The sequence below is a fragment of the Cyanobacterium sp. IPPAS B-1200 genome, assembly GCF_001747005.2.
GTDB lineage: Bacteria > Cyanobacteriota > Cyanobacteriia > Cyanobacteriales > Cyanobacteriaceae > Cyanobacterium.
In genome coordinates this window covers 1063680-1078326 of record NZ_CP182899.1, presented here as the reverse complement: position 1 = coordinate 1078326, position 14647 = coordinate 1063680, and the positions used below count along the sequence as shown (strand labels likewise).

Genomic DNA, 14647 nt, shown 5'->3' with positions numbered 1-14647 from the left:
GTTGTCGAAGTAAATCATCAGACCAAATTCTGAATTAAAATAAACAAAAAAAATAAATAAAGAGCAAAAACAAAGAGGGGCTTGAGTGTTTAAAGATCAGCCAATAGACCTAAAATGTGAATATCCCTGCCCTTGTCGTCAAGAGGGAAGACTACAACCAATCACCCTAACCGAAGCCTTGGGTTGTCACAAATGTCAACAAATATTTGTCACCGATGAAGAACATCAGTATTTAAAACCTGTGGTTAATCTATCACCATACAAAAAAAAATGGTCTTGGAATGGCAAAAAATGGGTATTACACCGTCAGGAAATTTCAAAAAACTACTTATTTTTCCTGCTATGGTTTACCATTGGTATGATTTCCATATTATTAGTCTTTTCATTAGTGAGTCCTATTCCTTGGCTAGTGGGAAGTATTATGATTATCTCTTCTGTATTGATAATTCTTCTGTTGCCATACAGATATTAAAATTGTTCAGGTTATAACCGCAAATTCTATGACAGAATCCATCGATAAAAGGGTAAAAAAAGCCCATCAAGCATTTCTCGAAATGAGTAAAATAAAAGGGATAGAGCGTTCCTTAGCGGTATCATTAATGGCAAGTAAACTAGAAGATTGTTTTGATGATATTCTTCAGGCAAACACCCTGGATTTAGAAATTAGTCGGGAAATGTCTGTGCCAGATTTAATTTTGGATTGGCTAAAATTAACACCCCAAAGACTAGAAGCAGCCGTAGAGATATTAAAAACTTTAGCAGAATTACCTGATCCTTTTCAAAAAGTAATCAATGCCCCCTACCAAGTAACCTATTGTCAAAATTATTCCCAGTTGATGCCCCTTGGGGTAATTGCCATGGTATATGAGGCTTTACCAGATTTGGCTATTATCGCCGCAGGATTAACCATCAAAACGGGTAACAGTTTAATTTTGAGGGGCGGTAGTGAATCGAGTAATACTAACACCATTATTTCCCAAATACTGCAAGTAGCCCTAGAGGAAGCAGATTTTCCCCCTAGTTGCATTGAATTTTTACCCTCCGAACAAGGTTATTCTATCCAAGATTTGATCACTCAGGATCAATATTTAAATTTAATTATTCCTTACGGGCGCCCTAGTTTAATTCAACAGGTAACGGAAATGGCAACGGCACCAGTGTTGAAGTCTGCCATGGGTAATTGTTATTTATACTGGTCTCTATCTAGTGATCTTGATATAGTTAAATCTGTTATTGTGGATAGTCATGGTAGTTTACCAGATCCTGTGAATGCCATCGAAAAGGTTTTGATTAATAGTCAACAAAAGTCCACTTCTATTACTCGTTTATTTAACTATCTTCAGGAAAATGACTTTGTTTTAAAAGGGGATGATGCCTTAGTGGAGGAGTTTCCTGATTATCTAATTCCCGCCAAAGAGTCTTCATGGCATGAACCTTTTTTGACTAAAACCATCGCCTTTAGGCGTACAGATGATCTACAAAGTGCGATCGCCCATATCAACGAATATAGCAGTGGTCATGCCAACTGTCTAGTTACGGATTCCTATCAAGAAGGGCGCACCTTTGCCATGGAAGCCGATAGCGCCCTAGTGTATATCAACTCATCCCCCCGTTTTTATCGCTATTTACAGGGAAGCAACTCAGTATTTTTGGGGGTATCCAATCAAAAAGGGCATCGCCGAGGATTAATCAGCCTAGAAACCTTTACCACCCTCAAACAAATCGTCGTAGGTGATGGACAAATGTAAAACTATTCTAAGTTTTTAGGTCTGTATCTAAAAAACCTTGATAAAATCATTAATAAAATGGGCTAAAAGTAATGAGCGCACAGAAAAAAAATAAACTAGGAATTGGTTGTTTTGGGGTTTCCCTAATAGTGATAGTAGCCGCAGGATTAGGATACTATTTTGGTCGTAGATTATTATTAGGAGAAGAATTAACCCCCTTACAAGGCTCACAAATCATTCCCGCCGATGCCGTTGCCACTGGTTTTATTTCCACAGATATAAATGACTGGCAAGAATTAGAACAATTTGACACTTTTGGAGCAAGGGAATCCGTTGAAGAAAATTGGCAACAATGGCAAAATGAATTAGGCTCGGAAAATATTGAGGTTAATTACCAAGAAGATATTGAGCCTTGGTTAGGAAATTTGATGATGGCTTTTCTTCCTAATATTGATGATACTTCTGAACCTAATGTTGGAGTAATTGCCGGGGTAAAAAATAAATTAAAAGCAAGGAATTTTTTAAACAAAATTAAAGATAATCCTGACACCGAAGTAATAGAAAGTGAATATCAAAATATTACAGTTTATCAAGTTACTTCCACCGAAAACCCTGAAGGTGTGTGGTTTAGTTTCTTTGATAATCAAGCCGTCATGGGTGATGCCCAAACGGTGATAGAACAATTTATAGATACTTATCGGGGGGCTGATTCTATTGTTTCGGTGAAAGAAGCCCATGAGACAACTAGGGAAAAACTGAATCAAAAAAATCCCTTATTTCAGACATATATTACTGATTACAATTATTTCATCGGCGATATTATTACAGAATCTTTTGATTTACCCGATACAGCAGAAATTCCCATGATTGAAACTGCGGTGACTACTTTTGATATTCAAGATCATGGTATTAATCTTAGTACTATTGTTAATTTATCAAATCCTTTATATTCAGAAATTAGTAGTACTACTACCCATAAATTAATCAATAAAATTTCTGATGATGTTATTTTTATGATAGATGGTGTAGCTTTAAAAACTATTTGGGAACAAGTAGAGGTAAATCGTCAATTAATACCTGAATTAGATCAGTTTATTGTGTTACTAGAATCTTTTACTGGAAATGCCTTAAATCTCAATTTACAGGACGATATTTTTGCTTGGTTAGACGGAGAATTTGCCTTTGGCTTATCCGTTGATGAAAATAATTCCTTTGCTGATACTGGCATGAAAGGTCTATTTTTGATGGAAACGGGCGATCGCACTTTAGCAGAAAACACCCTCAACCAAATAGAAAGATTAACAGGTTCAGATCAATTTATACGGATAGAAAAAGAGGAAAATAATGGTGTTTCATCTACTAAATGGACTACCATAGAAGGACAACTATTATCTTACGGTTGGCTAGAAGATAACCTCTTATTTGTAAACTTAAGTCAAGAGGAAAATATTGATACTATTACTAATAGTAATACATCATTACAAAGCAATGAAAATTTTACCCTCACCACCCAAACTCTCCCCCAAGATAACTTTGGTTACGTCTTTTTTGACATAGAAAAAACGGTTAATATTCTCAATGAATTTGCCCCCGATTTTTTTGAAAATGCCCCCCCTGAGAGCCAACCAATTATTAATGCTCTCAAAGGAATTGCCATTACTAGCTCTAGTAATAACCCCAACACCAGTCAACTAGACATCAACATCTCTCTCCAGAAAAAATAATTGACAGTGAAACTGCACTCTCAAAACATTTTGTTATCAAAGCCTAAGTACCCCTTTTTCCAAAAAGAAAAGTTTTAAAAGTGAAAAGTGGGGAAATATTAGGCAGAGAGAAAAACAACTGCCGTAAATAATTAAGCAATGCTACACTAAAAACTGTTCTCAATTCCTTTAATTCTCAATTCTTCATTCTTAATTACTGAAATGTCCTTTGTTGGCTTACACATACACACCGACTATAGCTTACTAGATGGTGCATCCCAGATTCCTTCCCTCGTAGAAAAAGCAGTAGAATTAGAGATGCCTGCGATCGCCATTACCGATCACGGAGTCATGTATGGTGCCATTCAACTGATCAAAAACTGCCTCAATAAACCCATCAAACCTATCATTGGTAACGAAATGTACGTCATCAACGACGACATTACCCAATACCACAAAGGCATCAAAAAATTTCATCAAATCGTCCTCGCTAAAGACAAACAAGGATACAAAAACCTCGTCAAACTTACCACCATCTCTCACCTACAGGGAATGCAGGGTAAAGGCATATTTTCCCGCCCCTGTGTTAACAAAGAATTATTAGAGCAATACCACGAAGGCTTAATCGTCACCAGCGCCTGTTTAGGGGGGGAAATGCCCCAAGCTATTCTCAAAGGAGACTATAAACGAGCCAGAGACGTAGCCAAATGGTACAAAAGAGTATTCAAAGATGACTTTTACCTCGAAATACAAGATCACGGCTCAAAAGAAGACCGTATTGTTAACGTAGAATTGGCGAAAATTAGTCAAGAATTAGACATCAAAATCATCGCCACCAACGACTCCCACTTTCTCTCCTGCTATGACGTAGAAGCCCACGATGCCCTCCTTTGCATCAACACCAAGAAAAGCATCGACGAAGTAAAAAGACTCCGTTATTCAGGCACAGAATACCTCAAATCAGAAGCAGAAATGAAACTGCTATTTAGGGATCATCTTGAACCTGAAATTGTAGAAAGGGCGATCGCCAATACCCTCGAAATAGCTGATAAAATAAAACCCTACAACGTCCTCGGAGAGCCAAGAATCCCCAACTTTGACATCCCTAGCGGACACACCCCCGAAAGCTACCTCGAAGCCGTCACCTGGGATGGATTGATGGATAGATTCAACTGTCGGCAAAAAAGCGAAATCAGCCCTATTTACAAAGAAAGACTGGAATATGAATTGCGCATGATGGAAACCATGGGTTTTTGTACCTATTTCCTCGTAGTGTGGGACTATATCAAATATGCCAGAGATAATGACATTCCTGTGGGCCCGGGGCGCGGTTCCGCCGCTGGTTCATTAGTGGCCTACGCCCTTGGTATTACTAACATTGACCCTGTTCACCATGGACTATTATTCGAGCGTTTTTTGAACCCCGAACGTAAATCCATGCCTGATATTGATACCGACTTTTGCATTGATAGAAGGGATCAAATGATTCGCTATGTTACCGCCAAATATGGAGAAGATAAAGTTGCCCAAATTATCACCTTCAACAGAATGACCTCCAAGGCTGTTTTAAAGGACGTAGCAAGGGTTTTGGATGTCCCCTACGCCGAAGCCGATGAAATGGCAAAAATGATTCCCGTATCCCGTGGAAAACCAGCGAAATTAAAGGTAATGGTATCCGATGATACTCCCACCCCCGAATTTAAGGAAAGGTATGATAACGAGCCACGGGTAAAAAAATGGTTAGACATGGCCATGCGCATCGAGGGCATGAATAAAACGTTTGGTGTCCATGCAGCGGGGGTAGTGATTTCCAGTGAACCTTTAGACGAAATTGTACCTTTGCAAAAAAACAACGAAGGCTCAGTAATTACTCAATATTTCATGGAGGATTTGGAGTCTTTGGGACTGTTAAAAATGGACTTTTTGGGTCTGAGAAACCTAACCACAATCCAAAAAACAGCGGAACTAATTAAGCTCAATCGTAATATTGACATAGATGTAGATGACTTACCCTTGGGGGAAAGGAAGGCTTTACAAATTTTGGAAAAGGGTACGAGTAAAAAGTTACCCAAAGATGTCGCCCTTACCCATAATCTTTTGGAAAGGGGCGATTTACAAGGAATATTTCAGCTCGAATCCGATGGCATGAAACAAATTGTGAGGGATTTAAAACCGTCTGGTATTGAGGATATTTCTTCTATTTTGGCACTTTATCGCCCGGGCCCCCTTGATGCTGGTTTAATCCCTATTTTCATTAATCGTAAGCATGGTAGAGAAGCGATTACCTATGAGCATGAGCTATTACAGCCCATTTTGAAAGAAACCTATGCGGTGTTGGTATATCAAGAGCAAATTATGAAAATGGCTCAGGATTTGGCTGGTTATTCTCTTGGGGAGGCAGATTTGTTGCGTCGGGCGATGGGTAAGAAAAAGGCATCGGAAATGGCAAAACACCAAGAAAAGTTTATTGATGGTTCCATGAAAAATGGTGTCTCGAAGGATATTGCGGAGAGTTTATTTGACCAGATGGTTAAGTTTGCGGAGTATTGTTTGAGTTATGATACGGAGATTTTGACGGTGGAATATGGGGTTTTACCCATTGGCAAAATTGTGGAGGAGCATATCCAATGTTCCGTTTATAGTGTAGATCAAAATGGTTTTGTATATACTCAGGCGATCGCCCAGTGGCATGATAGAGGAGAGCAAGAGGTTTTTGAGTATGAGTTGGAAAACGGTGCCACTATCAAAGCGACAAAGGATCATAAAATGATGACTTCTGACCATAAAATGTTACCCATTGACCAAATTTTTGAGCAGGGCTTGGACTTGTTGATGATTTCTTCCTAATAATTATGAATTTGCGCTTCTTTGGGAGATAAAAACCGTTAAGCCAAAATAAGATCAGATTTACCAATAACAAGCTAATATAGTGGATAAGATTGACTTTTGGGAGAATTTGACAGTTGAATCAACCTTTAGGATCAGTTATTGAAGGATCATTAAGCGAAGGATTAGAAGTGCGCTTACATCCTGATATATCCGTAGAAGAGATGCGAGTAGGTAAATTTTTAGTAGTACAGGGAAGCAGGTCAAAATTTTTCTGTCTCCTCACCGACGTTTCCCTCGGCACATCCACCCCCAGAATTTTTACCCATCCCCCCGATCCTGAAGATGATTTTTGGCGCGAAGTATTGGCAGGGAGCGACACCTACGGCACTATTGAAATCGCCCCCATGCTCATGTTGAGCATTGATAACAGCATAGAAGAAGATAGCCCGAATACTGTCACCCTCAAAAATGCCTTTGGAGAATTTGAAAGTAAATTAAAATTACTGCCCGTTAAAACTATTCCTAGCCATTTTAGTCAGGTATATGAATCCACGGAGCAGGATTTTCGCTCGGTATTTGGTTGGGAAGATGATCCCTATAAGAAGAACTTTGCGATCGGTAAACCCCTAGATATGGAGGTGCCTATCTGTCTCGATTTAGACCGTTTTGTAGAACGTAGCAATGGTATTTTTGGTAAATCAGGTACAGGTAAATCTTTTTTAACAAGGCTTCTTATTTCGGGCATTATCCGCAAACAGGCGGCTGTTAATTTAATGTTTGATATGCACTCGGAATATGGCTGGGAAGCGGTGAGTGAGGGTAAACAGTTAAACATGGTCAAGGGCTTACGGCAATTGTTTCCCAAGGAAGTAGAAATTTATACTTTGGATCCAAAATCTACCAAACGCCGAGGGGTACCCAATTCGAGGGATTTATTTTTAAGTTATGACCAAATCGAGATTGAGGATTTACGGTTAATTAGTCGGGAGTTGGGTTTGTCGGAGGCGAGTTTGGACAATGCCAATATCTTGGCTGGAGAGTTGGGCAGAGATTGGATTTATAAACTCATTAATATGACTAATGAGGATATAGAAATTTTCTGTAATGAGAAGCAGGGGCATAAAGGCTCAATTATGGCTTTGCAACGGAAGTTAAAAAGGCTAGAAAGCCTGAAGTATATGAAGTCTGTATGTCCTCACAATTATATTAATGAAATTCTTGCCCTTCTTGACGGTGGAAAACACGTGGTAGTGGAATTTGGCTCTCAGGGTAGTATGCTTTCTTATATGTTGGTGACGAATATGATTACCCGTCGCATTCACCGCGCGTATGTAAAAAAGGCAGAAACTTTCTTGCAAACTAAAAATACCATGGATAAGCCTCGTCCTTTGGTGATTACCATTGAGGAGGCACACCGCTTTTTGGATTCTAAAATTGTCCATCAAACGATTTTTGGCACCATCGCCCGTGAGATGAGAAAATACTTTGTAACCCTGTTAGTTGTCGATCAACGTCCTTCTGGTATAGATAATGAAGTGATGTCCCAAGTAGGTACGAGGATTACTTGTTTATTGAACGACGAGAAAGACATAGATGCTATCTTTACAGGGGTTTCGGGAGCAAGTGGGTTGCGCTCGGTATTAGCAAAATTAGACTCCAAACAACAGGCGTTAGTTTTAGGTCATGCGGTGCCTATGCCCGTAGTAGTAAGGACTAGAGCCTATGATCAACAGTTTTATGCAGAGGTAGGAGAGCCAGACTGGCAAACCATGGATGATGATACATTACGTATAGAAGCAAAAAAAGCCAAGAGTGATCTCGGCTTTTAAGTTTCATTAATCGTTCAAGCGGGTAACGCGATTCGAACGCGCGACATTCACCTTGGCAAGGTGACGCTCTACCACTGAGCTATACCCGCAATCAGCACATATATTATTATGGCGAATATATTTTTTTTTGTCAAGTATTTTTGTATAAATATCAAAATATGAAAATTTTTACCTGACACCTACACTAAATCTAAAGACTTTTTCAGCACTACCTCATTAATTTATCTTTTCTCGAATATTCAACCAAGGAAAATTGAGCTTAAAATTTTGCCATTTATTATTAATCATTTTGCGCTGATTAATCAAATAAATACTGACTAAAGTGAGACACACTCCCCCCCATTGCAACGAAGAAAGTTGTTCACCTAATACCAAATTACCAAAACTAAGGGCAAATACAGGGGTTAAAAAAGTCAGCGCACTTAAACTGGTAATATTGCCCTTCGATGCTAAATAAAAGAATACACCATAGGCGATCGCACTGCCAAAAATAGTTGCATAAGCAATAGACAACCAACCAGACAAACTAATATTTACCCACTGATTAGTCTCCGTCACCCCACTAAGACAAAATAACATCAAACCCCCAATAATCATGTGCCATCCCGTAGCCAACACCGTATCCACATGACGGGAGATATAGGGAATCATAACAGTACCCAACGCCATAGACAAAGAAGCCAACAGCATCAACCACTCCCCATTATCAAAAAGCCCTTCCCAACTAAAATAAAACTCCCCCCAATTACCCTGAAACAAATTAACAATCCACTCATCAGGCAAACCAATTAAACTAATGCCGATAATCCCCACACCTAACCCTAACCAACCCCAAAAACCAATCATATCCTTAAATAACCAACGGCATAAAATAGCCACCGCCAAAGGCTGAGAATCAATCATAACCGAGCCTAAGCCAGCCCCCGTGCGCAACAATCCCTCCGCCAAAAAACCCTGAAACATAGCGCCATCCACCAAAGCAAACAATACAATCCAGCCCCATGCTTTCCATGATTGGGGTTGTAAACTTTTTCCCCGACTCACGAATATTAAAACCAAAATACCCGCAGGAAAAATTCTTAATGCCCCCAAAAATATCGGAGTAGTTTCCAATATAGTACCCTTCATAGCAACCATTGCCGTACCCCACAAAAAAAAAGGGGCAACATATACTATGGGATTGAAAAAATTAGGACGAGGATTTTTTTGTGCTTCCATTGATTACTCAAAGATTGTTACATTTCTTAATCTTAACCAAAATCCCCCTTACTCATCCTCAAAGCTACTTAGAACTTTTGTACAATAGTATAGAAATACTAAAAATAATATAACCAACAGAGTAAGAAGCCAAAAAGTCCGTCATCCAATGTACACCCAAATAAACACTACTGATGCCCATCAAAATCATAAAAATAACAACAAAGCTAAATAAAGCAACCCTTCGGCGGGGAAAATATTGGGAAACAAAATAAGCAATGAGTAGATATAAAATTAAATTTCCCGAACCATGACCACTAGGATAACTATAACCGTTAACATGGTCAACCATACGATTTATAGGGCGAGGAATAGCAAATAATGGTTTAAATACTTTATCGACTAATAATAGAATAGATAAAGAAGATAAAGCCATCACTTGAGCTTCAATCCATAACCTTTTCCGCACCAAAAAAATCAAACTAAATACAACTACAAAAACAGCAACTTCTGCCTCACCTACAAAATAAAAAAATCTGGCAATATATTCAAACCAACTAGGTAAACTATCTTGAAGGAAGTTTTGGAAATATACATCCGCGGAACTTAATCTATCGCTTACTACCAGCCCCGAAAGAATTAGAAAAAATATAACAGCAAAAATAAATACAATACATTGAAATGTGTCGAAATGTTGGGTTATATTTTTCGGTTTTAGAATATACTTTATTTTCATTACAAAAGAACAACTGCTATATAAAAAGAGTGATAAATCTATTTTTTAAGAAAAGGTTATGGGCAACTTGTTGATAAATAAATTTTAGACAATTTTAGACTTAGTTAGACATTTTCTACCACTATCACCATAACCTACCCCCAAAAGAAAATTGACCATAAACCAGCCCTACCAGTGAGTAACACTATATGTTATAATTGCGACAGTCATCTATTCAAAATTAACACCTGTGGTAGCGACGAAAATTTCCCCAAACACACTTAATAGTTTACCTAGAAGCGGATGGAGAGGTTTGATTGAAGAGTATCGAGCCTACTTGCCCGTGACGGAAACCACCCCAGTTGTCACCCTTAGAGAAGGAAACACTCCTTTAATTCCTGTTCCCTACATTTCTAATTTAATTGGGCGCAACGTCAAAGTATTTGTCAAGTATGATGGTTTGAACCCGACAGGCTCTTTTAAAGATAGGGGAATGACTATGGCCATTACCAAAGCCAAGGAGGCAGGGGCAAAGGCTGTAATTTGTGCTAGTACGGGAAACACATCAGCAGCGGCGGCGGCTTATGCCACGAGAGCTGGTTTGAGAGCTTTTGTAATTGTCCCTGATGGCTATGTAGCCCTAGGAAAATTGGCTCAGGCTTTGATTTATGGAGCGGAAGTTCTTGCCATTGATGGTAATTTTGATGATGCTTTGACCATTGTAAGAGAAATTGCTGATAACTACCCCGTTACTTTGGTTAATTCCCTTAATCCTTATCGTTTAGAAGGACAAAAAACTGCTGCTTTTGAGGTAGTAGATACTTTGGGTTATGCCCCTGATTGGGTATGTATTCCTGTGGGTAATGCAGGGAATATTACCGCTTATTGGATGGGTTTTTGTCAGTATCAAGGGGAAGGTAGATGTAATAGTCTTCCTCGCATGATGGGCTTTCAGGCGGCAGGTTCGGCTCCTTTAATCCACGGACATCAAATTATGAAACCTGATACCATTGCTACCGCTATCCGCATCGGTAACCCTGCAAACTGGGATAAGGCTTTGTCTGTGCGGGAGGCTTCTAATGGGGAGTTTAATGCTGTTACAGATCGCGAAATCTTGGAGGCTTACAAAATTTTGGGCAGGGAAGAAGGTATTTTCTGTGAACCTGCGAGCGCTGCTTCTGTGGCTGGGGTGTTGAAGTTAAAGGATCAGGTGCCTGATAATGGTACGGTGGTATGTGTTTTGACTGGAAACGGTTTGAAGGATCCTGATAGTGCTATGACTAATAGTGAAGGTGGTATCAAAGGTGGCATCAAGGCGGATTTACAAGAGGTTGCAAGGGTAATGGGTTTTGAACCGTAATTTACGCCCTTCATCATAAAAGGATGATTCCTCCTAGTTGTTAATCATGGGAGGAATTCAACTTAAGTTTTTCAATAATCACATATTGGATAGTATTGATAATGAATCAGATGTCTAGCCTAACGGTACAGGATTTGGCTTTTATTTTGGCTGATAGTCCTGACATGGTGCAATTACTTGATGTGAGAGAGTTGCAAGAAGTAGCGATCGCCTCTTTACCCCATTTTATCATTTTGCCCCTCAGTGAATATGAGCAATGGTCATCTAAAATTATGACGGAATTAGACCCAGAAAAAGAAACCATCGTCATGTGTCACCACGGTATCAGATCCGCTCAGATGTGCCAGTGGTTGGTTCATCAAGGGTTCCAAAATGTCAAAAATGTCTCTGGAGGTATAGATGCCTATGCGGTGTATGTGGATGACTCCCTATCACGGTATTAGGGCGATCGCACCATCTAACAAATCAAAACCTTCCGTCACCGATTCAATGCGAGAACATTTATCCCTCAATTCTGAAGCCCCCTCAAAACCCTTACAATACCAAGCCAGATGTTTACGGGATTGCAAAATGCCTTTATAGCCCTTATATTCCCATAAGCCCTGTAAATGCTCCTTGGCGCATTCCAACCTTTGCCTGATGGTAGGATAAACGGGGTTAATTCCTGTTTTCAAAAAATGGTCAATTTCCCCCACCAAAAAAGGATAACCCAAAGTACCACGGGAACACATCACCCCATCTGCCTGAGTCATTTCCAGACAACGGAGGGCATCTTCGAGGGAAAATATATCTCCATTGGCAATGACGGGAATAGTTAACTTTTTCTTCACCTGGGCGATAAACTCCCATCTTGCATTGCCCGTGTAACCTTGCTCTCTGGTGCGTCCATGAATGGTAATCATATCTGCCCCAGCCTCCTCCATTTTTTGAGCAAATTCGATAATATTAATTTCTTGATCATTCCATCCCAAGCGGGTTTTAACCGTTACGGGTACATCCACCGCCCCTTTTACTTCCCGTACCAGTGCGATCGCCACTTCTGGCTCCCTCAATAATCTTGAACCGCCCCCTCTTTTAGTAATCTTATTCACAGGGCAACCCATATTTATATCCACCGTTTGCGCCCCCTCCTGCACCGCCTTAACGGCTGCCTGAGCCATAAAATCGGGACGACAATCGAATAACTGAATACTAATAGGTTGCTCATCAGGGTCAATTTCCATTAGGCGAGGTAACTCCTTCATATGACTCAATTCCGTCGCATTCACCATCTCTGTATAGGTCATGGATTCGGGGGCATAACGCCTCACCAAACGACGGAACACCAAATCAGTCACCCCCGACAAAGGAGACTGTAACACACGGCTGTTAACCTCCATAGAACCAATTTTTAAGGGCGTAGCTAGTTTTTGAGCAAGGGCAGGGGAAATGTTCATCTAGTATGTTTGATAGTCAATTAATGTTTCATCGGTGGCAAAGAAATTCATCATTAGATTCAGCCATTGTGAACTAATTAGCCATGGGAGGAGACTAAAATATTATGGGTTACTATAGCCTTATATCAGTTTCCATAATTTTGTGTGTGGTGCAAGTTTTTAATTAATGGCATTTTAACCTAATGCCTAACTGCTAATAGCTACCACCGTCCCCAATAAATTATTTTTTGTTGCACTACCTAGTTATTATCATGAATGCCGAGCAATTTTCCATTATCGTACATCCCATTTTAGCGGTTATAGGTGTGTTTCCTCTCATCGGTATAGTATCCTATTTTGCTTGGGATACCCGCCAAAGGCGACTTGCCATCAAGGCAGGGGATAAAAGTTTTATTCCACCCTCAGTGGGAAAAAGCCATGTGGACATAGGGAAAAAACTCTCTACCGCCGTGGTAATCGTTAGTCTTGTGGGTTTGTTTCGTCCTATTATGGCTAAAAATATTATTGAGAATAGACTTTGGGAAACAGATTTTTTTCAGTTTAGTTTTATTATTTTAATGTTTTTAGGGGCGATCGCCACTTATATATTACTTTATATTGCCAAAACCAAACTATGGCGAGGAACATTTGCCACCCTTAGCGGTATGGCAGTAGTTATCCTTGGTTGCCAAGACGGTGTATTTCGTAGAGGCAATGAATGGTATATCTCCCACTACTACTACGGAGTCACCGTCACCCTATTAATGATATTTTCCATTGCCATCATTAACGAAATATACAAAGATAAAACTCATAAATGGCGCAACATTCACATCATCGTTAATTGTATCGCCCTACTTTTATTTTTAGGACAAGCCATGACAGGGGCAAGGGATTTATTTGAAATTGCCCTCTGGACACCGCCACCAGCATTCTTACTTTTTTAACGGGAAAATAACTTTTGTTCTATGGCCTTAATGAATATTGTCTATGCGTAAACAGCATAATGTAAAAATAGCATAATGTATAATATTTAACAGAAATATTGAGCAATTATCCCATGAGCAAAATTCAGCCTAAATCCATTAATATTATTCCAAAAATTATTGATTACCTAGACAAAGGGCAAATAGTAATTTTACACACCGATATGGTTTATCTCCTTCTAGCCAACGGTTTAAACTCCAATGCCTGTAACAAAATTCATGAACTCAAAAAATGGAATCCCCGTAAACCCTTAACATTATTATCCCACCAACAAAAACTCCCCGACTATGCCCTTTTAGACAATGATGCTCAAGTCTTAGTTAATCAATTTCCCCTTCCTATCAGTATCATCATTCCCCATCGTAACAACCTATCCGATACCGTCACCGCAGGGCATAACACCATCTTTGTTTCCTGTCCTGATGATTTCATCTATCAATTAGTCAATCAATCTCCATTTCCCATCGTTGCAGGTACAGCCAGTTTAGGGGGAGATTATAGGGCAAATAATGCCAAGGTTGCCGAGCAATTATTTGGTAATGACGTAGCTTTAATCATTAATGGTGGTGAATCCAAAGAGCGCATCAGGACAACTTTAATCGATTGTCACTTACCCTTACCCACCATCATGAACTTTGGTTTAATTTCCTATGATGAATTACGGTTAATTCTTCCTCACATTGAATTGCCCTCTCATTTGCGCAAATGATTTTTTCTCAAGGTACAAAATATTAAAAATGATTGTTTAAATTTTTTTGAAATTTCATCATTACTATTTCCATAGTTTTGCGAGAAATAGCCAATCCGTAGTCTTTTACTCCCCATGATCTCTATTTTTGGCTAATGCCATCACAAATGGTTTAGGGAATAAATCGATGGAGTGTA

12 protein-coding genes and 1 tRNA gene are annotated in these 14647 nt (G+C 39.4%); 9 read left to right on the top strand and 4 right to left on the bottom strand.

The window, feature by feature from the left end; genetic code table 11:
* Positions 1-85 precede the first annotated feature (85 nt).
* The 5 genes from A5482_RS04960 to A5482_RS04940 all read left to right on the top strand — a co-directional run bounded on the left by A5482_RS04960 (position 86) and on the right by A5482_RS04940 (position 8088).
* Entirely contained in the window at positions 86-472 is a 387-nt protein-coding gene (locus A5482_RS04960; protein WP_069790655.1) for an NfeD family protein, read from the top strand.
* A 28-nt stretch (positions 473-500) separates the two neighbouring features.
* Positions 501-1748 carry a glutamate-5-semialdehyde dehydrogenase gene (locus tag A5482_RS04955; RefSeq protein ID WP_069790654.1) on the top strand — a complete coding sequence of 416 codons (1248 nt, stop codon included), beginning with the start codon at positions 501-503 and terminating at the stop codon, positions 1746-1748.
* A gap of 71 nt (positions 1749-1819) precedes the next feature.
* Positions 1820-3451 carry a DUF3352 domain-containing protein gene (locus tag A5482_RS04950; RefSeq protein WP_069790653.1) on the top strand — a complete coding sequence of 544 codons (1632 nt, stop codon included), beginning with the start codon at positions 1820-1822 and terminating at the stop codon, positions 3449-3451.
* Positions 3452-3652: 201 nt separating this feature from the next.
* On the top strand, positions 3653-6277 hold the full coding sequence (locus A5482_RS04945; protein ID WP_069790652.1) for a trans-splicing intein-formed DNA polymerase III subunit alpha N-terminal partner DnaE-N: 2625 nt from the start codon (positions 3653-3655) through the stop codon (positions 6275-6277).
* Between the two features lie 116 nt (positions 6278-6393).
* The gene (locus A5482_RS04940; RefSeq protein ID WP_069790651.1) at positions 6394-8088 is read left to right on the top strand and encodes a helicase HerA domain-containing protein; all 1695 of its coding nucleotides are present in this window, start codon (positions 6394-6396) and stop codon (positions 8086-8088) included.
* A gap of 17 nt (positions 8089-8105) precedes the next feature.
* Here the strand turns inward: A5482_RS04940 and A5482_RS04935 are convergent.
* From A5482_RS04935 to A5482_RS04925, 3 genes are all read right to left on the bottom strand, one after another.
* Positions 8106-8177 (bottom strand) — tRNA-Gly (locus A5482_RS04935).
* Positions 8178-8304: 127 nt separating this feature from the next.
* Positions 8305-9306, bottom strand: coding sequence for a DMT family transporter (locus tag A5482_RS04930; protein ID WP_069790650.1), 1002 nt, complete (start codon positions 9304-9306; stop codon positions 8305-8307).
* A 64-nt stretch (positions 9307-9370) separates the two neighbouring features.
* Positions 9371-10021, bottom strand: a complete 651-nt coding sequence (locus A5482_RS04925) for a phosphatase PAP2 family protein (protein WP_083260417.1) — start codon at positions 10019-10021, stop codon at positions 9371-9373.
* Positions 10022-10250: 229 nt separating this feature from the next.
* Between A5482_RS04925 and thrC the strand changes: the two genes are divergently transcribed.
* Complete coding sequence (gene thrC, locus A5482_RS04920; RefSeq protein WP_201150054.1) at positions 10251-11360, top strand: threonine synthase; 1110 nt, start codon at positions 10251-10253, stop codon at positions 11358-11360.
* A gap of 101 nt (positions 11361-11461) precedes the next feature.
* Positions 11462-11803, top strand: a complete 342-nt coding sequence (locus A5482_RS04915) for a rhodanese-like domain-containing protein (protein WP_069790648.1) — start codon at positions 11462-11464, stop codon at positions 11801-11803.
* On the opposite strand, the gene dusB is transcribed toward A5482_RS04915, so the two are convergent.
* Entirely contained in the window at positions 11792-12796 is a 1005-nt protein-coding gene (dusB, locus tag A5482_RS04910; protein WP_069790647.1) for a tRNA dihydrouridine synthase DusB, read from the bottom strand. The two genes, A5482_RS04915 and dusB, sit on opposite strands and share 12 nt — an antisense overlap.
* Before the next feature lie 251 nt (positions 12797-13047).
* Between dusB and A5482_RS04905 the strand changes: the two genes are divergently transcribed.
* On the top strand, positions 13048-13722 hold the full coding sequence (locus A5482_RS04905; protein ID WP_069790646.1) for a DUF4079 domain-containing protein: 675 nt from the start codon (positions 13048-13050) through the stop codon (positions 13720-13722).
* 113 nt (positions 13723-13835) lie between these two features.
* On the top strand, positions 13836-14471 hold the full coding sequence (locus A5482_RS04900; RefSeq protein ID WP_069790645.1) for an L-threonylcarbamoyladenylate synthase: 636 nt from the start codon (positions 13836-13838) through the stop codon (positions 14469-14471).
* Positions 14472-14647: the final 176 nt, after the last annotated feature.

What these genes read in the sequence shown, in the direction of transcription:
- A5482_RS04900 (WP_069790645.1), top strand. Translation starts at nt 13,836, where the DNA reads ATGAGCAAAATTCAGCCTAAATCCATTAATATTATTCCAAAAATTATT.
- A5482_RS04930 (WP_069790650.1), bottom strand. Translation starts at nt 9,306, where the DNA reads ATGGAAGCACAAAAAAATCCTCGTCCTAATTTTTTCAATCCCATAGTA.
- A5482_RS04950 (WP_069790653.1), top strand. Translation starts at nt 1,820, where the DNA reads ATGAGCGCACAGAAAAAAAATAAACTAGGAATTGGTTGTTTTGGGGTT.
- A5482_RS04925 (WP_083260417.1), bottom strand. Translation starts at nt 10,021, where the DNA reads ATGAAAATAAAGTATATTCTAAAACCGAAAAATATAACCCAACATTTC.
- A5482_RS04955 (WP_069790654.1), top strand. Translation starts at nt 501, where the DNA reads ATGACAGAATCCATCGATAAAAGGGTAAAAAAAGCCCATCAAGCATTT.
- A5482_RS04945 (WP_069790652.1), top strand. Translation starts at nt 3,653, where the DNA reads ATGTCCTTTGTTGGCTTACACATACACACCGACTATAGCTTACTAGAT.
- dusB (WP_069790647.1), bottom strand. Translation starts at nt 12,796, where the DNA reads ATGAACATTTCCCCTGCCCTTGCTCAAAAACTAGCTACGCCCTTAAAA.
- A5482_RS04905 (WP_069790646.1), top strand. Translation starts at nt 13,048, where the DNA reads ATGAATGCCGAGCAATTTTCCATTATCGTACATCCCATTTTAGCGGTT.
- A5482_RS04915 (WP_069790648.1), top strand. Translation starts at nt 11,462, where the DNA reads ATGAATCAGATGTCTAGCCTAACGGTACAGGATTTGGCTTTTATTTTG.